Raw genomic sequence first — 18044 nt, forward strand, 5'->3', positions numbered from 1 at the left:
CAGGCGCCGAGCCATAAACTCAAAGAGCTCTAGAGCTGTAACGACAGTAGCAACCAGCGTATTGGTACCAAGGAAGAAAAATGGGTAAACAATCTCGCAGCAAGCGGGCCTCGCCGGAGCCAATGGTGATTTACCGCAGCCACGTTGCCGCTTTCCGCTCTCGTTATCTGCTGTCCTTTCTGACTCCGATCTTCATGGGCATATTTTCCCTCGCTATTACCGCAGGCACGGTGGTCGATGCGTACTTTCCAAATGAGCCGGAGAGAACCGGCCAGTCGATGATGCTCATGATGGGCGTATCACTGGTTTTGAGTTTCGGCGGCATCATGATGAGTCGCGGGCATGCCTGTGGGATGTGGATATTGGCGGCCATTCTGGTGAGCTGCTTTTTCGCGGTGCTGCCCACTGCCCCTGCGCACTGGCGGCGTTTTGAATTGATGTTTTACATGCTGGGGCTGCTTTTCCCGTTGCTGGGCCTTTTATCGCTCAACAGCGAGCGCGGCCGGGAGCTGCGCATGCAATGGAGGATTATTCGATCCGAACGCAAGGAGACGCGTCAGGAGATGCGGCGGCGCAGGGATCTCGAGGTGCATCGTGAAAGCCTGCGCAAGAGAAAGGCACTGCGCAAGTAGCCCAGGCTCAACGAGGACTTTCTCGCGCCCAACAAAAAACCCGCCGAAGCGGGTTTTTCCAAGACCATCCCGACTCCCTGTCGGCTGCCTCCGAGGCGATGGTCGATCATCCTTGATCCTGGTGAACTCCTGTTCACCACTTGATGGATCCAATCTTACGGAGGACGGACCAGGTCGGAAATGGCCAAACCCCTCCACCGCGTGTAAGCCTTTCGCTATACCTCGGCGAAGCACAACCGCACCCCTCAATGAGCGTGCGGGTTCGCTGTGGATAAGTCACCCTCGGGCTTTATCACTGGCCCTCGACCAGCAGCAATTCCCCATCCCTATACCGCACCTCCTTCCCTACCCACGCCATATCAACATTCGGCAGCACCGCCGAAGGCTTGCGCAGTTCGCGCAGCAACGTAGACCCGTGGGAAAGACGCCCGCCCATGCGCGCGATCACGGCGCGTGCGTTCTGGTAGTGCGCGTGGCGTCCGGGGTCGAGGGTGTCTTCCAGCAGGATGTCGTCGCCCAGAATGCCTTGAACCTGCCCCGGATAGATCATGAAGCCAGTAGCCTGCTCGGTGCCCTCTCTACCGTCCTGCCAGAAACTGCCTGCGCGGCTGCGAATGTCTGGATGAGGCGCAAACCAGTGTGCCCTGTCGGCGCTGGGCATGGCGTGGTGCAGGCGGAAGAACAGGCGCATCAGATTGTCGCGATACCACTCGCGCACTTGCAGGTAGTAGCCGCGCATGCCCGGCAGGCCTGCGCGGTGAGCGACGCGAATGATACCCGGCCAGGTCGGAAACGCCTGTAACGGCAGGTCGGTCTGTGCCGGGCGTGGCGTAGCGGGGTCGGTTTCCCAGGGTAGCCGATGCGGGCAGTGCTCAAGGTCGTCGTAAGCGGTTGGCGGACGTCCCAGCAGGTCACCGCCGCTGCTGGCCAGCGAGGTGGCTATGCACAGGTTGCCTTGTACGACGAACACGTAGAAACGCGTGAACCAGTCAGCCAATTGCTGGCCGTCAGCAGCTTGGGTCGTGAGGGCGTGCAGCTCTCGGTCGAAGCGGTGCAGTTGCTTTTCCAGGGTCAGCAGGTGGCCGCGCGCGATACGCTGCATGCGCAGGAATACCGGCAACGAGCGCAGCAAACGCAGAGGTCGCCAAGGCAGATGCGGTGCTGCACCGCCGACTTCATCGGCGTAACTGCTGGACGCGACGCCCCAATCAGCAAGACGTGCGAGAAACAGGTCATTGTTGATGTAGGACGCTGCGCCAAACAGTGCGGTGAACGGCTCATTGTCCTGCAACACGCGAGAATCCCAACGCGCCATGATCGCCGGGATGCTGCCTGCGGCGCGGCGTTGTGCGTACTCGACCAGCCTGCTGGGCTGCGGCGGCAGGATCTCCGCAATATTGGCGGCGGTCAGGTGTCGGCGCCAGCCGTAATCACTGATCGGGCGGTACTGCAACAGCCAAAGCTGGCGGCCATCCCACGCCCACTCGACATCGCCCGGCACGTAATGGAAAACGCGCAGCACGCCTTGCAGGAAGTCCCAGAGCATTTCTTGTGTCAAACCGTGGGATGGTGTGAAGCTGCAGCTGCTCCAGGCATCGCCGAGGCGGGAAATGATCGCTCGCTCCGGGCTTGCCTGACCGTCGGCCAGCGACTCCAGATGCCCTTCGACCCACTCCAGCTCGACCGACAGGTGACGCGCAAACGCGATGCCGGAAAGCACCGGCGTGATGAACCGCTGCACCACGACTTCTTCGACGCCAGCGCCGTGCAGTTCTGCGATACGTGCAGGTACGTTTTGGGTGGGCTCGCGAAGGAAAGTGGTGCTCAGGCCAGCGTTGGCCGCATCGGCCTGATCCTCGCCGAAGCTGGACGAGCGCACCGCCCAGATAGCCTCCGGCTGGCTGGCCAGAAACGCGGGCAAGGCCGAGTCATCGCCCTGCACCAACGACAGTGCTGCGGGCACCGGTTGCCCGGCGATGGTTGCCAGACGCAGGCGGCCACCTTTGGTGTGTGCGACGAAGCCGCGCTCGCCCGACTCCAGCCACTGCGCAAACTCGGCCGGCGAGTCAATCCACGGGTAATGACCCCAACCCGGTTTCAGACTGATGCTCAGGTCGGCACGCGCCAGAATGGCCGACCACGCTGCCGCCTGCTCGATACCCAACACCTCGTCCTGATCGCCCCAGACCAGCTCTATCGGGTCTTGCACCCATTCCAGAAGCGGCAGCGCAGTGTCGGCGCGCAACAGGCCCCAATACGGTACAAAGGCGCGGCAGCGGGCGTAACCGGCCCCCATGCGCTGGTAGTGCGCCGCAGGCCAGGCTTGCCTGGAGAACTTGTGAGCAAACAGCCTGGGCTTGTTGGCCAGCAGCCAGTGAATGGTCTTGCGAATGGGCAGCGGCGACATCAGCGCAGGCAAGCGCCGCTGCCACAGAAAAGCTCCCACCGGCGCCAGCAGCACGCTTCTGCAGAAGTGTCCCGGCTGGCGCTGCAAGGCATGCATGACCAGCAAGGCATTGACGCCCACGGCGACGATGGCACTGCCCCTGACCGTCGCTGCCAATAGCGCATCGGCGTAGGCGGCGAGGTCTTCGCACGGAGGCTGAGGATTGTTGCCGAAACCTGGCAGTTCCAGCGGCACGACCTGATGCTGCTGAAAATGCGGCAGCACATCATCCCACCATTCGGCACTGCTGCCGTTGCCCGCCAGCAGGTACAGAAGGGGCAAGTCAGACATGACGGGGCTCCTTCAACGCGCTGGCAGCAGAAGTACGGCGATCATGGCGATACAGCCAAAGCAACGGCGGCAGCAATGCCAGCAGCGCCGCCAGATCAAGCCACACATGCGACCAGACACCCCCGCGCACGGAAATCGCTATGTCCTGAGGTGCCCAAAGCAGCAGGCCTGCAATCAGCCAGCCCCAAGGCATGGCGCTTTTCAGACGATTGCCCAAATGCACAAGCGCCAGCATGTATACGGAATAGGTTTGCAAGGTGGCGCCAAACAGCGCCATCCACCAGACCTGTTGCGCACGCGCAGCGGCAGGAACGGCGTCGGTCCAGAAGGCCTGCTCAAGCGTAGTCAGGTAGCCATCGAGCAAGCCGGAAAAACCTGCCCAGGTGAACACGATACTGCCCAGCACGTGCGCTACTGCGACGGCATACAGCCAGATCACCAGCGTGCGGCGCAGCGTGGTAGAAGGGAGCGGCATTGCAGGTCCTTGGTTCGTCCTTGTGAGGTGGCGAGTGTAGCGATTTCCAGGTGGGCTTAATACGAGCGTGGCTCGGCCTTGCTCAGGTCCAGCAGCGTTGAGCAGTTGTTATTTTTGTCAGTAGACAGCTTTTCCGCTGCGACCTAGTTTATCCATTCAATGAATGGTCAAAAACCGTAGGTAAGGAGATGGTGATCATGGACGATACAATGGAACTTGTGAAACAAGTGCTTCTCGCGCAGTTCGACATAGAAACGGCAGACATAAAACCGACATCTAATATAGCCGAGGATTTCAACGGGAGTAGTTTAGATGCTATCGAATTCATTATGGCTCTAGAAGTAGAATTTGAAATCGATATCCCGGATGAAGAAGTTGAAAAATTTAAAACGGTACAAAACATCGTCGACTATGTCTCAAAAAACATAAAATAGAGACGACCAGACTCGCAGTGCAAAAAAACCGCTTAGCACTCGACGGCAGGCGCAGGCCATCTGCCTCCAGTCAAAACTACCAGTAGCCGGCCCCCTGCTTTTCCCTTCAATGTACGGCTCCGCTCGTCAGGCCATCTGCCGGGCGAGCCCTGCCCCGCGGTCGATGTGCATCTGTCCTCTACGACAGCCGATTCCATCACCCTGTCAGTACGGCCCTATTGCCACAATAATCACTATGATTCAGTGCATCGCCAGACGCTTGCCCTGATCAGAGCGTTGATGCTGAACATGTCCTGAGCGGCACGCATAGGCAAAATTCATCGCCCACCGGCTAACCTGAACCCGTCAGCAGCCGATTAAAAGACCTCGGCCTTTTTTACGGCCCCTGCCTTTTACTCTTACGGATTCAACCATGAGCTTTCTATCTCGTTTTCGGGCCGGCACTTCGCGGACCGGAGGCGTACTCAGTGTCATTACGTCCGCGCGGGAATTGAACGACACGCTGTCGGCGTTAAGTTTTGACCCGGTCTACCTGACAGGCTTCGTTTCACCTCACGTCGACTTCGGTCAGGTTGCCCAGTCTGTCGCGGCACGCTTTCCCAACGCCAAGATCAGCCTGTGCACAACATCCGGCGAACTGTGCTCCAGCAATGATTCGCTGTATTGCGCGGCGGGTAATCAGTGGGACCGGATCGTGCTGGCGCTGTTCGACTCAAGCGTTATCCAGAGTGCCGAGGTAGTGCATATTCCCCTGCACAGCGAAGATATTCGCGGCGCGGGCAAGCGACTGTCCATGCGTGAGCGCATTGCGCGGCTGACCGACTCGATCAAGCGCACTCAGGTCAGCACGCCTATCGACCACAGGGATACGCTGGCCTACGTCACCTTTGACGGCCTTTCGGCCTCGGAGTCGTTTTTCATGGAAGCGCTCTACGAGTCAGGGCGTTTCCCATGCCTGTTCGTGGGTGGCTCTGCAGGCGGCAAAAGCGACTTCAAGAAGACGCTGATTCACGACGGTAAACGCAGCTACGAGAACCATGCTCAGGTGGTGTTTCTCAAGAGCGCAAAGAATGTGCGCTTTGGCGTCTTCAAGAGCCAGAACTTCGAGCCAACGCCACTGAGCCTGAGTGTCCTGACCGCCTCGCTGGAAGAGCGCTATATCAGCCAGGTGGTCAATTCCAGAGGCGAGATTGCCACGATGGTTGCAGCGCTGTGTGATGCGCTGAAGTGCGAGCGGCATGAGCTGGAAAGCAAGCTGGCGCAATATTCGTTCGCCATTCGGGTGGGCGAGGAACTGTTCGTACGCTCCATTGCGCGCATCGATTATGAAAGCGAGCGGGTTCATCTGTTCTGCGACGTGGCACCCGGCGAAGAACTGGTGATGGTCAAACGGACGTCGATGATCGACACCACGCGCAAGGACTTCACGCGCTTTCTACAGGGCAAGTCCGGCAAGCCGCTGCTCGGCCTGTTGAGCGACTGCATTCTGCGTCGTCTGAACAACGGCAGTGAATTGGGCCGCATGAATGATGTGTTCGGCGAGACGCCAGTAGTGGGCTTCTCGACCTTCGGTGAGATTCTGGGTTTGAACCTCAACCAGACCCTTACCGCAGTGTTCTTTTTCAAGGTGCCGGAAGGTCAGCCGTTCCGCGACGATTACATCGATAACTTCATTGCCTATTACGGCGAATTCAAGGCGTTCTTCCTGCGTCGGCAGATCAAGAAACTGGCCGGTTTGAGCCATGTAGTGGTCAAGCAGATCGACCAGTTCAAGCAGCGTAACTTTGTGCAAACCATTGACCCGAGTGGTCTGGACGAGCAGATCCGCCCGGTGTTCGGCGGCCTGAGCGATCTGGGCGATGTACTGGTCAAGGCTCATCAGGATCAGGAAGAAATCGCCGATCAGTTGCGCCACTATTCAGGCGAGCTGCATGTTTCGATGGATGAGTTGTCGCAGACCATCACGCAGCAGGAAACGGTCATCGATAAGGCGGGTAATACCGTCAAAAGCCTGGTCAGCCAGGCCGACGAGGTAGTGCTTGGCTCTCGGGAGCTGGCCAAGTCCAGCCTGCGCATCCAGTCAGTTGTGCAGATGATCCAGCAGATCGCCGGGCAGACCAATCTGTTGGCGCTGAACGCCGCCATCGAGGCAGCTCGGGCCGGCGAAATGGGCCGTGGCTTTGCAGTGGTCGCCGATGAAGTGCGTCAGCTGGCGCAGAAAACCACGCAAAACGCGAATGACATCGGCACGGATATCGAGCGGCTGGCCGAGGAGATTCGCAAGGTTGCGCAGCATATCGAAGAGCAATCCCTGGAAGTCGGCACGCTCACCAGCCTGCTGGCGGAGCTGGAAGGCTCCAGCGACATGACCGCGGGCACCTCGCAACGTACCCGGCAACTGGCGGATACCCTGCGCGGGCTCACTCGATAGCAGTGCCTCTGCTGTCAGGACGGTAGATTGCCCGTCCTGACAGCAGACCGTGTTGCAGGCGGCTTACTGGTTACCCAGCACGCCGACCTTGCCCATCACGTTGCTCATGAATTGCTGCACGGTCATTTTCTGGCCATTGAAGTCGACCATCTGGTCGGCATAACGCAGGTCGGAAACGATGTTGTCACCATCGACCTTGGCCAGTTGCATCATCTCGGCCATGGCACTGGCCATGTCGCCAGCGGCCTTGGCCTGCTCGGCGATGACCTTGAGGTCGGTCTGGCCTTCACGAATGGCTTGCTGGGTAGCAAGATCGCGGATCATCGGCTTGGACAGGACAACCTTTGCGTTGACTTCGCCCAGACTTTTCAAGAGCAGCGAATCGGAAGGCTGATTGAGCGGGCCTGGATCGGCCAGGTCCACTGCAATGCGCATGTGGCTTTCGCCGTTGCTGGTCTTGAGCGAGAGTTTTTCCAGTTCGATATGCGGCTTGGCGATCAGCAGCTTTTTCATCTGGGTGTTCATCAGCTCTTGATCAGCCGGGTTCAGCTCAAGACGAAACGGACGTTTCTCCAGTGCGGCCTGCTGCTGTTGAGGCAGGATTTTATCCTGATACAACTGATACAGCGCCTGCGTGGCCACCACATCGAAGTTGGCTATTTTGAAGCCCATGTGCGCTGAGCCAACGTCCTTGCCTGCGTAGGAAATCATGCCAGCATCGTAGTTGATCTGGGCAGCCAGGTTACCGGCGTCTTCCTGCGCCAGGTTGGTGTTGGTGAAGTCCTTGATCTGCACCGGCGGCTTGCCCACCACCTGAAAACCCGCACTCTGGATTTTCATGTTGGTGTGGCCCAGATAGAAACCGGACTGGCCTTTGGTGCCGCCCGTGTCAAAGGTCATGCCTTTGACGTCGATGCTGACCGGGCCGTCAGGCGACGCGACGTTGAGCTGCAGGTTTTCCATGTTGCCGGCCAGGCTGAATTTTTCGGCGTCGGCGGACGACTCTGCATTCAGGTCGAGCCCGGAAAACCTGAACGTACCGTCTACGTCGGTCATTTCCAGCGGGGCCATCTGCAGCGTGCCTTTGGTGGCGCGGTCATAGCCGATGCTGGCTTGCCCCTTGAGCGGTGGAACGTCCTTGCTCATGGCGAACCACTTTTCGGCGCTGGGGCTTTTCTCCATCTGGAAATTGCTCAGGGCCATGACGGGCAGCAGGTTCAGGGTCTTGAGGCGCGACAACGGAATGGGCCCGTGCTCGATCTGGTCGACAAACAGGAACTGGCCGCCCTGGGTGCTATCGGACAGGTTCTGGATGTCCACGCGATAGTGCGCCGTGCTGCTGAAGAAGTGCTTTTCCAGCGAGAGCATTTCCAGTTTGACGCTGGTGTCGGTGCCCTTGAACGACTTCGCGAGTTCCTGGTTGGCCTTGCTGATGGAGTCGGTCAGCGCGCCTTCCAGTTGATTGCCCGTGTACCAGGCGCCCGCCGTAACCAGTGCGCCCGCTACGACGATGACGCCAATCGCTATACCTGCTGATTTATTCATAGTGACGTGAAGATATCCGTTCTGATGATGGGAAAGTCGTACCGGGACTGGCAGCACAGTTGAAAACCGCGAAAGATTATCAGAAACACAGGGTAGCCACGGTATTCACGGAAACGTTAGGCTGAAACGAATTTGAGAACGGGATGTGATCACATGAGCGAGCAACACACCGAACGAGGCCCGATCAAGGCCGTCATTTTCGACATGGATGGCCTGTTGCTGGACACCGAGGGGGTTTATACCGAAGTCACCCACTTGATCGCCAGCCGCCACGGGCGCACCTTCGACTGGTCCATCAAACAGCACACCATCGGCCGCGGTGCCCGGGATTTCTCGGATTACGTGATCAAGGCGCTTGAATTGCCGATGTCGATCGACGAGTTTCTCGAAACCCGTGAACCGATGCTTGAAGAGCGTTTCCCCAAAGCGCCGGCAATGCCCGGAGCCGAGGCGCTGGTCCGGCATCTGGCAGCCCACAATATTCCCATCGCCGTGGGCACCAGCTCGTCGGTGCATTACTTCGAGGCCAAGACAACGCTGCACCGCGCGTGGTTCGAGCTGTTCGATACCGTCGTGACCGCAGACGACCCGGAAGTCGGCGCTGCCAAACCGGCCCCGGACATCTTTCTCGTCGCCGCCCGCCGCCTTGGCGTCTCGCCGAGTGATTGCCTGGTCTTCGAAGACTCGCCGTTCGGCGTGACGGCCGCCAAGGCTGCGGGCATGTACGCTGTTGCCGTACCGGACTCGCACATGCCGGTCGAGCAATACGAGCATGCAGACCTGCTGCTTGCCTCGCTGGCCGACTTCCCGCTCAAGGCGTGGGGGCTGCCTGAACTCGTCTGAATGACATGGAGATGTTGAGCATGAATTATCGAATCCTCGGCCAGTCCGGCCTCAAGGTTTCCACCCTGACACTCGGCTCGATGATGTTCGGCGAGCAGACCGGTGCCGAAGAGTCCCTGCGCATCATCGACAAGGCCAGGGATCAGGGCATCAATTTCATCGACACGGCGGATGTCTACAACGGTGGGCGCTCGGAAGAAATCGTCGGCCGGGCCATCGCCGCCCAGCGCAGCGACTGGGTGCTGGCCACCAAGGTCGCCATCGGGCCAGCCGACGGCGTGCCCAATCGCGCCGGTCTGAACCGCAAGCACCTCTTCAATGCCATCGAGAACAGCCTGCGGCGTCTGGACACCGACTATGTGGATATCTATTACCTGCACAAGGAGGATCAGGACACACCACTTGAAGTGACCGTCTCGGCCATTGGCGATCTGATCCGTCAGGGCAAGATCCGCTACTGGGGTGTGTCGAACTTTCGCGGCTGGCGAATCGCTGAAATCGTCAACGTCGCGCAGCGCCTGGGCGTAGACAAGCCGGTCATCAGCCAGCCGCTGTACAACATCGTCAACCGTCAGGCCGAAGTCGAGCAGATCACCGCAGCGGCGTATCACGGCTTGGGTGTGGTGCCTTTCAGCCCGCTCGCACGCGGGGTACTCAGCGGTAAATACGCCCCGGACATCGCCCCCGACAGCGAAAGCCGGGCCGGGCGTCAGGACAAGCGGCTGCTGGAAACCGAATGGCGCGTGGAATCGCTGCGTATTGCGCAGCGAATTCAAGAGTACGTGCAGGACAAGGGTGTAGGTATTGTCGAGTTCGCCATTGCCTGGGTGCTCAACAACCGGGCCGTGACATCGGCAATCGTTGGCCCAAGGACCGAACAGCAGTGGGACGGTTACACCAAGGCACTAACGGTTGATATTACCGCCGAGGACGAGGCATTTATCGATTCGCTGGTAACACCTGGGCATGCGTCGACGCCTGGTTTCAATGACGTTCAGCACTTTGTGTCTGGCCGCCTGACTCGCTGAGGCAGTACCGCCTGCGGCCTTATGCCGCGAACGCCATTCTAGTGCGCTCTGAAACGCCCGTTTCAGAGCGTTATGTCATGAAAGCATAACGTGAAATTCCTGTTATCTACGAATGCCCGTTCGGTACACAGAGCGAATGAGCGCTAAGATAGGCGCGTACTCATTGAGACTCGCAGGGCTGAACCGCAACCCGGCGCTTGCAGCAAAACATGATGATGCTTCTATTTTCGCGACTTACTGGCAAGTCTTGGCTAGTCTGTCGGCAATCCAGCGATTAATTGGACTTTATCCAGCCAAGGTTGATGAAGAAGTAGACCGATGCGCAAATCAGATAGAGAAGCCTTTCTAAGCTCCGTACTGGGCAACGAGCAGCCTCCGGCGCACCTTGCCAGAACCGTGATTGAAGAAAAGCTGCGAAATGCCATTATCGATGGCAGTCTTCCCAGTGGCACGGCTCTGCGCCAACAGGAGCTGGCCACACTGTTTGGCGTCAGCCGCATGCCTGTGCGCGAAGCACTGCGCCAGCTCGAGGCACAGTCGCTGCTGCGGGTCGAAACGCACAAGGGCGCAGTAGTCGCACCGTTGATTACCGAAGACGCAGTGGACGCTTATGCCTTGCGGATCCTCCTGGAGTCCGAGGCGTTGCGCTTGTCCATCCCGTTGCTGGACGCGGACGATCTGGCAGCGGCTGCAGGCTATATCGAGCAGCTTGAAGTCGAGACGGACTTTGGCCAGATCGGCAGGCTCAACCGGATGTTCCACTTGTCGTTGTATGCCAAGACTCACAACAAGCGCCTGATGCGTCTGGTTGAAGAAGGCCTGAACGAAGAAGAGCGCTTCTTGCGTTTCAATCTTTCCGCCATGGGGCTGGGCAAGCTTTCTCAGGATGACCATTGGCAGCTGCTGCGGCTCGCCGAACAGAAAGCAGTCGAGCCGTGTGTCGAAGCGCTGCAGTATCACCTAAACCGGGGTGTGCAGGCCGTCACCCAGTACCTGAACAGCAATAAGGCCATCAACGCCAAGCCAGCCCGTACAGCAAAGAAAACCCCCGCCTGAATCATTGAGACGGCTTATCCACAAGGCGATGACATGGCGCCTGCGGATTAGCCGCTCGCACTTCCCCCGTGCTTTCCCAACCTATCTTCAACACCGGTCAGGCCTGACGCCTGGCCTGGCGTTTTTATAGCTATTTTCCTGATCTGCCGGGTGGCCCGACACAGGAATCAGGCAAACTCGACCGTAGCGCAGAGGAAACCAGCCTGAGGAGGTTCCTTGGCTACGGCTGAACTGTCCACGCGGGACCGGAGCAGTTCTGTGTTCATTTGAACCCAATGGACAAGGAGTTGTTAAACGGGGCAAACGACATTGGAAGTCATTTCCAACATCGCCCATTAAAAACCCAACCACCTGATTATTCAGCATAACGGCAACGCTGAGTGAGGCATTCACTCATTATTGATAATTCTGACTCAATCAGTCGGAAGGGTTGCCTGCGTCCCTATAAAACATATTCCACGTGTTTTATATGGCAACTTACGCACCGTAAAAGCAACAACTTAAATATTATTAAAAAAGAATTGCGCACTGCATTAAATTTGTTTTAAGTTTTCTTCGCCGTCAGCGTAATTGACGGCACCCGGACTCAAAGCCGCAAATCATAAGGGCTGCAGCCCGGCTGATTGAACTTGTGCAAGCGTTTTAATGGACATAACCGACGTGCAGTTGCGGCAAATTATTGCCTCTGCCTTCAGGCCTTTGTTCGCCTTGCATTCAGGTCTTTCATCCTATTCATCCGGCACGGGCAACACGTTAAAACTTCGAATAACTGCACTGCCAACTACCGCTACAATGACCACAGGGACATCACCATGCATTGTGAGAAAACGCTGCTCGACCAAAAGAAAGTTGAACTTAGCCGTCACCCGATCTTTGCCGAAATCACGACGTTGGGCGTATTGCGACGCTTTATGGAAACCCATGTATTCGCCGTCTGGGATTTCATGTCTCTGACCAAACGTCTGCAACAGGAACTGACCTGCACGCAACTCCCGTGGCTGCCACCGACCGATGCCCGCGCCGCCCGCCTGATCAACGAGATCGTGCTGGGAGAAGAGTCCGATGACCGATTGGATGCAGGTCATTACAGCCATTTCGAGCTGTATCTGGACGCCATGCGCGAGATTGGCGCGAGCACGTTACAGATCGAGCGTTTCATTGAACTGCAGCAGCAGGGCCTGCATTACACAACGGCCCTGCAACGGGTCAACGCAGGTCAGGCCGCATCTGCATTCGTGACGCACACCCTCGACACTGCCCTTCATGCGCCGGCACACAGCGTTGCTGCGGCATTTCTGCACGGGCGCGAAAGCGTCATCCCGCAGATGTTCCAGAGCATCCTCGACGACTGGGGCATCACCGTCGAACAGGCACCCACCTTTCGTTACTACCTGGAGCGCCACATCGAAGTGGACTCCGAGGACCACGGCCCGGCAGCGGAGCAGTTGCTGGCCCGCCTGATTGCTGGCGACACGCAGCGTGAACGAGAGGTGTATCAGGCGGCTATCGCAGCGGTGGAAAGCAGGGTCCGGCTATGGGACACGCTGCGCATGAGCATGCGCGCGCCATTGATGCAGGCCAGTGCGTAACACCCGCTCGCAACACCCTGAAGCCTTTACAAGGAAGACATCATGAAAGCAGAAGACTACACGTCGTTCATCGATGCGTGGGAAGGCCGCGCCACCATCCGTACCCGCCCACGCAGAATGGTCGAGAACGATGAAAAACTGATCTACCCCCTCAGCCGTCAGCCGCTGGTGCTCAGTGAAACGTTTACCCGCGAGTGCGCGCATTTACGCGATTACGCACTGGTGCAAAGCCTCTATAAGTTCATCAACGATGTGGTGATCTTTGAAACCGAGATCGTCGACAAGACCGCACGCAGTATTGCCAAGGACAACTTCACGATTCGCTTCCCGTTTGCCTGCCGCTATGACGCGATGACGGTGGTGGTCGACGAGGACTATCACGCGCTGGTGGCGATGGATTTCATGCAACAGACCATCGCGCTGACGGGCATCGAGCCTATCCAGCTGCCTGCCGAAATCGAACTTAGCCGGGCCATACCCGCCGCGCTGGCTCTGGCCCCGGAGCATCTGCGCAGTGCAGTTGAGCTGATTTGCGTGGCTATCGCGGAAAACACCGTGACCAATGACGTAGCGGCCTTCGCCAAGGACGACTCGGTCAAGCAATCGATCAAGGGACTGATGGCTGACCACCTGCTGGACGAGGGACGTCATTCGGGATTCTGGGCGCGGCTGGTACGAATCTACTGGCACACCGCAGATGAGCAGGATCGGGAATCCATCGCGCGCATCCTGCCGGTGTTTATCGCTCAGTATTTGACCAATGACATACAGAACGGCTTCGATTTCACCTTGATCGAGCACTTGCAGGTGCCGGACACCATCAAGCAGGCGCTCAAGGATGAAACCAGGGCCGTGAGTTTCCCAGTCAACCGCCACCACCCACTGGTCGCCAATATCATGCGCTTCTTCAAGAGCAGCTCGATGCTGGACGATCCCTGTGTACAGCGTGCGCTGGCGGACTACCTGCCGGCTCGGGGGACGCTGCAATGAAGCGCCTGGAGATTGTGCTCATAGGTCACAGCCTGACCCTGAGCGATCTGAATACCGAGCTGCTGGACCACGGGCATGGCGTGCGGCACCTGTCTGACCAGCAGGCACTGTATGCGTTGACGATGCCTGACGGTTGCGTCCTGATCGAGGACGGCAGTCTGGACCTTCGCGGGGTACGAGGCCACGGCACTCATCTGGGCCTGCGGGTCGGCTTCAGCGCGGCGCTGGCGCACGGTCTGCCTCGCCTGGAGCTGCTCTGCTGGCATGGGCCGGCCAATGTTCGACGCCTGATAGCTCATGAGTGGCTGCCGGCCGAGGAGTCAGGCAACGGCCGGGTACTGCGTGATGCGGCTGTAGCAGGCATGGTGGGGATGGTGGCATTGCAGGTCAGCCGACTGTCCAGGGACGATGATTATTTCAACAGTCTGCCTACTGCAACACCCGCTCAGAGTGACCGGCAGGATGGTTTGCAGGCGATTGATCATTTGCTCTTCGAGCATCGTCTGAATCAGACAGAACAATCCCACCTGCTGAAGCGGGCTGAAACCTCGATCACCGAGCGGCTGGAACAGGCGCTGCTGATGTTTGCCGAACGTCCGGCACTGTCCGTTCGCAATCAGACGCTCAGCTATCGAGAACTGCACGCGCACAGCATCGCGATTCAGCGCCTGTTGCTGCCTTTGCTGGCGTCTGCGAAAGCTGACACGCATCCGGTGATCGGCATCTGCCTGCCCAAGTCACCCGAGTTGTATGCGGGCATTCTGGCGATTCTGGGCTGCGGTGCGGTTTATCTGCCGCTTGATCCCGGCCAGCCTTTGCAGCGTCAGCAGTACATTCTGGAAAACTCGGGAGCGATGCTGTTACTTCACGACGGCTCGCACCCATTGGCCGCTGCGGAGTTTCCGGCACTGGATATTGCTGCGGTGCCTATGGGGAATGCCGTTTCAGCCCGCATGCGCGTTCATGCCGCGCAGAACGCGCCCTGCATGGCGCTGTACACGTCAGGCACCACCGGGCAGCCGAAAGGCGTACTGCTCAGCCAGCACAACCTCAGCCATTTCACTGCCTGGTACGCCGAGTATGTGAGCCTGCGCGAGCAGAGCCGGGTGCTGCAGTTTTCTACGTTGAGCTTTGATTCGTCGATCATCGACATTTTTCCCACCTGGCTCAATGGCGCCGAACTGGTGGTGCCTGATGAAGATCAGCGGCGCGATCCCTTGCAACTGGTCAGCGTCCTGCAACAAGGCATCACTCACGCGTTTCTGCCACCGGCACTGTTGAGCATTCTGCCGCTGGATCAGCCTCTGGGACTGGAGCATGTCATGACCGGGGGTGATGTCTGTGAGCCGCATGTGATTGCACAGCTCACTAGGCAGTGTCATTTCCACAACCTGTATGGCCCCACCGAAGCCACCGTGTTGATCACGGCCTGTGAGTTCGCGCCGTCCAGCAGCAATCGGCATCTGGGACGACCGATTGCCAACAGCCAGGTATGGATTCTCGACGAGCAATTGCAGCCCGTAGCGGAGCAAACGCAGGGTGAGCTGTATATCGTCGGTCCTGGTGTTTGCCTGGGCTATGTAAACAATCCCCCGCTTACCGCCGAGCGCTATGTGTGGTTGACCAGGCCGGACGGACAGCAACTGCGGGCCTATCGCACCGGCGATATCGCCAAGTGGACGGCTGATGGCATCGTACTGAGCGGACGCCGCGATAACCAGGTGAAGATTCGCGGCTTTCGGGTCGAGCCGGAAGAGATCGAGCATTGTTTGCGCGACAGCGGGCTGTATCGACAAGTGGCTGTGGTGATCGACGAGCAGCGACGCATTCTGGCGTTTCTCGCTCAACCGTATCTAGAGCATGACGAACAAGCGTTGAGAGCGCATGTGCAACGTCTGCTGCCTGACTACATGCATCCTGCTGTGTACACGACGCTGCCCAGTCTGCCGTTTGCCAGCAACGGCAAAGTCGATCGCAAAGCACTTCTGGAAATACCGCTGAGCTTCAGCGGGCAACGCACTGGTCGTCTGCCGCAGACCGAGCAGGAGCAAGCGCTGCTGGCGTTATGGGCTGAACTGCTGGAACTGCCGTCAGAAGATATCTCTACGGACGAAAGCTTTTTCAATCTGGGCGGTCATTCGATTCTGCTGTCACGTCTGTTGCTGGGGGTTCGTGAGCGGTTTGGGCGCAGCATTCCAATCAACCGTTTTATAGAAGCACCTACCGTCCTGACACTGGCCAGCCTGATCGACAGCGATGGTGCTTCGGCTTACACCATCAGTGCGCAGGCACTGTTGGATGCCGATGCGAATAACCCGCTGGCGACTTTGCCCATCAGCCAGTTGGGTGATGTTCACAAGGTAATTGTCACCGGTGCCAACGGTTTTCTCGGTGTGCATATCGTTGAAGCGCTGTTGAACTGGGGGGCGACAGAGATCGCCTGCCTGGTTCGTGAAGCTGCGGGGCAAAGCGCACAACAGCGTTTCGAGCATTCACTGCGGGAAAACCGTCTGGACCATATGGACCTGAGTCGCGTGAAGGTCTACGCCGCTGACGTGACCAGGCCCAGGCTGGGTCTCAGTGAAGTGGTATATGAACGACTGGATAGCGAGTTCGGTGCGCTGGTGCATAACGCTGCCAATGTGAACCATGTGCAGGACTATGAAACCCTCGTCAAAGACAATGTTGCGCCGGTCTTTGAATGCCTGAAGCTGTGTGAGGGGCGCAGCAAAAAGATCTTCAACTTCGTCTCGACCCTTTCCGCCTGTAGTGCAGTCGATGCAGCCGGTAACGTGCTTGAACAGCCCGCTGCCGCTACCCCGCCGATCTACATCAAGAACGGTTACAACCTGTCCAAATGGGTAGCTGAGCGTGTTCTGCAGCGCGCGCGGGAGCAAGGTGCCTGGGTGAACATCTATCGGCCCGGCAACATAGCGTTCAACAGCGTCACCGGCGTATGCCAGCCGCAAAAAAACCGCCTGATGCTAATGCTCAAAGGCTCGCTGCAACTGGGTCAGGTTCCGGCGTTCGCTATCAACTTCGACCTGATGCCGGTGGACTTCCTGGCACGCTTCATCGGCTTCCATGCCAGTCGCTATCAACCGGAACACGCTGTGTTCAACCTGCATAACCCCGAGCCCTTGAGCTGGAATAACTATGTGGAAGCCTTCCGCGGGGCAGGCCGTCAGTTCGAGTTGGTCAGCGTCGAGCAATGGCAGGCCCAACTCAGCCGTGTCGACAGCCAGAACGCTTTATTTGGCGTGCTGGGTTTCTATCTCGACGGGTTTGAAGAAGACATCGGCGACATCTCGATGATCGAGTACCGCAACACCCTCAGCGGTATTCACCGTATGGGCGGGCATTACCCGCAGAAAACCCCTGAGCTGCTGCGCAAGGGCTGCGATTACCTGAAAGAAATCGGCTTCATCTGAATTGATACCCCACTGACGTAAATGGAGAAAGACATGAGCACACCTCACAGTAATCTGAAGCCTGACACCCTCATCCGCAACCCGGTGTCGTGCCGAGTGGCTTCAGCCGTGGAAGTCCCCGGTAATGCAGCCAGCGTATGGGCTGTGGTCGGGAATTTTGGTGGTTTCCAAGCCTTCATACCCGCGCTGGACAGCATTGAGGTCACAGGGGAAGGTAAGGGCTCGGTTCGAAGGAAACTGTTCAAGGACGGCAACGTGGCCATCGAACAACTGAACTCCCGGGATGATCAGGCGCTGTACATGACCTGGTCACTGATCCACACCAGTTTACCGGTGAGTAACCTATGGGCGGCAATGACTGTTGAAGCTACCGGGGAAGGTGCGTGTGTGGCCCGTTGGACGATCGTTGCCGACCCTGCTCAGGGAGGTCCTGAAGGGGATGCATTTGAAGCGTTTCTTCAGGGGTTTGCTGACGGCGCGATGAGTAACGTACGCAGCCTTTTTGGCTGATTCACGCACCATCAATGAAGCCCGCTCAGCGCGAAAGCCTGCGCGGGTTTTTTTCGGGCTCCATAACGACAAAACCCCTCATCGCAAGAGCGATGAGGGGTTTCGGAATTCAATCTTGACGATGACCTACTCTCACATGGGGAAACCCCACACTACCATCGGCGATACATCGTTTCACTGCTGAGTTCGGGATGGGATCAGGTGGTTCCAATGCTCTATGGTCGTCAAGAAATTCTGTTGCCGATCCGTTAACAGGTAACGTCTCAGCGAATTTTGATGCTTCTACTTAAACAAAAACCCTCAACGCGTAAGCGATGAGGGTTTCTGGAATTTAATCTTGACG

12 protein-coding genes, 1 rRNA gene and 3 pseudogenes are annotated in these 18044 nt (G+C 58.0%); 12 read left to right on the top strand and 4 right to left on the bottom strand.

All coding sequences use genetic code 11. The features are described from left to right. Window positions 1–80 precede the first annotated feature (80 nt). Complete coding sequence (locus RYB66_RS18360; RefSeq protein WP_010216108.1) at window positions 81–632, top strand: hypothetical protein; 552 nt, start codon at window positions 81–83, stop codon at window positions 630–632. A 292-nt stretch (window positions 633–924) separates the two neighbouring features. Here the strand turns inward: RYB66_RS18360 and RYB66_RS18365 are convergent, their stop codons facing one another. Beyond that, on the bottom strand, window positions 925–3369 hold the full coding sequence (locus RYB66_RS18365; protein ID WP_010195577.1) for a PEP-utilizing enzyme: 2445 nt from the start codon (window positions 3367–3369) through the stop codon (window positions 925–927). Next, complete coding sequence (locus RYB66_RS18370; RefSeq protein ID WP_005746945.1) at window positions 3362–3844, bottom strand: hypothetical protein; 483 nt, start codon at window positions 3842–3844, stop codon at window positions 3362–3364. The genes RYB66_RS18365 and RYB66_RS18370 overlap by 8 nt, the downstream gene beginning before the upstream one ends. Before the next feature lie 197 nt (window positions 3845–4041). On the opposite strand from RYB66_RS18370, the gene acpP reads away from it, so the two are divergent. The 4 genes and pseudogenes from acpP to RYB66_RS26690 form a co-directional block, all read left to right on the top strand. Beyond that, window positions 4042–4278: an acyl carrier protein gene (acpP, locus tag RYB66_RS18375; RefSeq protein WP_005746946.1), complete on the top strand. Its 237-nt coding sequence runs from the start codon at window positions 4042–4044 to the stop codon at window positions 4276–4278. 153 nt (window positions 4279–4431) lie between these two features. Next, window positions 4432–4575 (top strand): annotated as a pseudogene (locus tag RYB66_RS18380) (mechanosensitive ion channel family protein); the annotation flags it as partial. A gap of 115 nt (window positions 4576–4690) precedes the next feature. Next, window positions 4691–5797 (top strand): annotated as a pseudogene (locus RYB66_RS26685) (FIST signal transduction protein); the annotation flags it as partial. A 555-nt stretch (window positions 5798–6352) separates the two neighbouring features. Beyond that, a pseudogene (locus tag RYB66_RS26690) lies at window positions 6353–6709 on the top strand (methyl-accepting chemotaxis protein); the annotation flags it as partial. Window positions 6710–6772: 63 nt separating this feature from the next. Here the strand turns inward: RYB66_RS26690 and RYB66_RS18390 are convergent. Next, complete coding sequence (locus tag RYB66_RS18390) at window positions 6773–8254, bottom strand: YdgA family protein (RefSeq protein ID WP_316895096.1); 1482 nt, start codon at window positions 8252–8254, stop codon at window positions 6773–6775. 153 nt (window positions 8255–8407) lie between these two features. Here RYB66_RS18390 and RYB66_RS18395 point away from each other — a divergent pair, with 153 nt between their 5' ends. The 7 genes from RYB66_RS18395 to RYB66_RS18425 all read left to right on the top strand — a co-directional run bounded on the left by RYB66_RS18395 (window position 8408) and on the right by RYB66_RS18425 (window position 17701). Further along, on the top strand, window positions 8408–9097 hold the full coding sequence (locus RYB66_RS18395) for an HAD-IA family hydrolase (RefSeq protein ID WP_005746950.1): 690 nt from the start codon (window positions 8408–8410) through the stop codon (window positions 9095–9097). A gap of 20 nt (window positions 9098–9117) precedes the next feature. After that, window positions 9118–10125, top strand: coding sequence for an aldo/keto reductase (locus RYB66_RS18400; RefSeq protein WP_005746951.1), 1008 nt, complete (start codon window positions 9118–9120; stop codon window positions 10123–10125). A gap of 318 nt (window positions 10126–10443) precedes the next feature. Then, window positions 10444–11181: a GntR family transcriptional regulator gene (locus RYB66_RS18405; RefSeq protein ID WP_010195575.1), complete on the top strand. Its 738-nt coding sequence runs from the start codon at window positions 10444–10446 to the stop codon at window positions 11179–11181. An 812-nt stretch (window positions 11182–11993) separates the two neighbouring features. Next, the gene (locus RYB66_RS18410; RefSeq protein WP_005746954.1) at window positions 11994–12770 is read left to right on the top strand and encodes a DUF3050 domain-containing protein; all 777 of its coding nucleotides are present in this window, start codon (window positions 11994–11996) and stop codon (window positions 12768–12770) included. Window positions 12771–12812: 42 nt separating this feature from the next. After that, window positions 12813–13760 carry a diiron oxygenase gene (locus RYB66_RS18415; protein WP_316895098.1) on the top strand — a complete coding sequence of 316 codons (948 nt, stop codon included), beginning with the start codon at window positions 12813–12815 and terminating at the stop codon, window positions 13758–13760. Further along, window positions 13757–17191: a non-ribosomal peptide synthetase gene (locus RYB66_RS18420; protein WP_316895101.1), complete on the top strand. Its 3435-nt coding sequence runs from the start codon at window positions 13757–13759 to the stop codon at window positions 17189–17191. Before RYB66_RS18415 ends, RYB66_RS18420 begins: the two co-directional genes overlap by 4 nt. Window positions 17192–17224: 33 nt before the next feature. Continuing rightward, a complete protein-coding gene (locus RYB66_RS18425) occupies window positions 17225–17701 on the top strand; it encodes an SRPBCC family protein (RefSeq protein WP_005746957.1) in 477 nt (158 codons plus the stop codon). A gap of 113 nt (window positions 17702–17814) precedes the next feature. Here the strand turns inward: RYB66_RS18425 and rrf are convergent. Continuing rightward, window positions 17815–17930, bottom strand: a 5S ribosomal RNA gene (gene rrf, locus RYB66_RS18430). Between the last annotated feature and the right edge of the window lie 114 nt (window positions 17931–18044).

Origin of the sequence: Pseudomonas syringae group sp. 243L2 (assembly GCF_032587875.1) — a bacterium.
Classification (GTDB): Bacteria; Pseudomonadota; Gammaproteobacteria; order Pseudomonadales; family Pseudomonadaceae; genus Aquipseudomonas; species Aquipseudomonas amygdali.

Excerpts from the sequence above, each read along its gene's own strand:
- RYB66_RS18360 (WP_010216108.1), top strand. The coding sequence starts at position 81 with ATGGGTAAACAATCTCGCAGCAAGCGGGCCTCGCCGGAGCCAATGGTG.
- RYB66_RS18365 (WP_010195577.1), bottom strand. The coding sequence starts at position 3,369 with ATGTCTGACTTGCCCCTTCTGTACCTGCTGGCGGGCAACGGCAGCAGT.
- RYB66_RS18370 (WP_005746945.1), bottom strand. The coding sequence starts at position 3,844 with ATGCCGCTCCCTTCTACCACGCTGCGCCGCACGCTGGTGATCTGGCTG.
- acpP (WP_005746946.1), top strand. The coding sequence starts at position 4,042 with ATGGACGATACAATGGAACTTGTGAAACAAGTGCTTCTCGCGCAGTTC.
- RYB66_RS18390 (WP_316895096.1), bottom strand. The coding sequence starts at position 8,254 with ATGAATAAATCAGCAGGTATAGCGATTGGCGTCATCGTCGTAGCGGGC.
- RYB66_RS18395 (WP_005746950.1), top strand. The coding sequence starts at position 8,408 with ATGAGCGAGCAACACACCGAACGAGGCCCGATCAAGGCCGTCATTTTC.
- RYB66_RS18400 (WP_005746951.1), top strand. The coding sequence starts at position 9,118 with ATGAATTATCGAATCCTCGGCCAGTCCGGCCTCAAGGTTTCCACCCTG.
- RYB66_RS18405 (WP_010195575.1), top strand. The coding sequence starts at position 10,444 with ATGCGCAAATCAGATAGAGAAGCCTTTCTAAGCTCCGTACTGGGCAAC.
- RYB66_RS18410 (WP_005746954.1), top strand. The coding sequence starts at position 11,994 with ATGCATTGTGAGAAAACGCTGCTCGACCAAAAGAAAGTTGAACTTAGC.
- RYB66_RS18415 (WP_316895098.1), top strand. The coding sequence starts at position 12,813 with ATGAAAGCAGAAGACTACACGTCGTTCATCGATGCGTGGGAAGGCCGC.
- RYB66_RS18420 (WP_316895101.1), top strand. The coding sequence starts at position 13,757 with ATGAAGCGCCTGGAGATTGTGCTCATAGGTCACAGCCTGACCCTGAGC.
- RYB66_RS18425 (WP_005746957.1), top strand. The coding sequence starts at position 17,225 with ATGAGCACACCTCACAGTAATCTGAAGCCTGACACCCTCATCCGCAAC.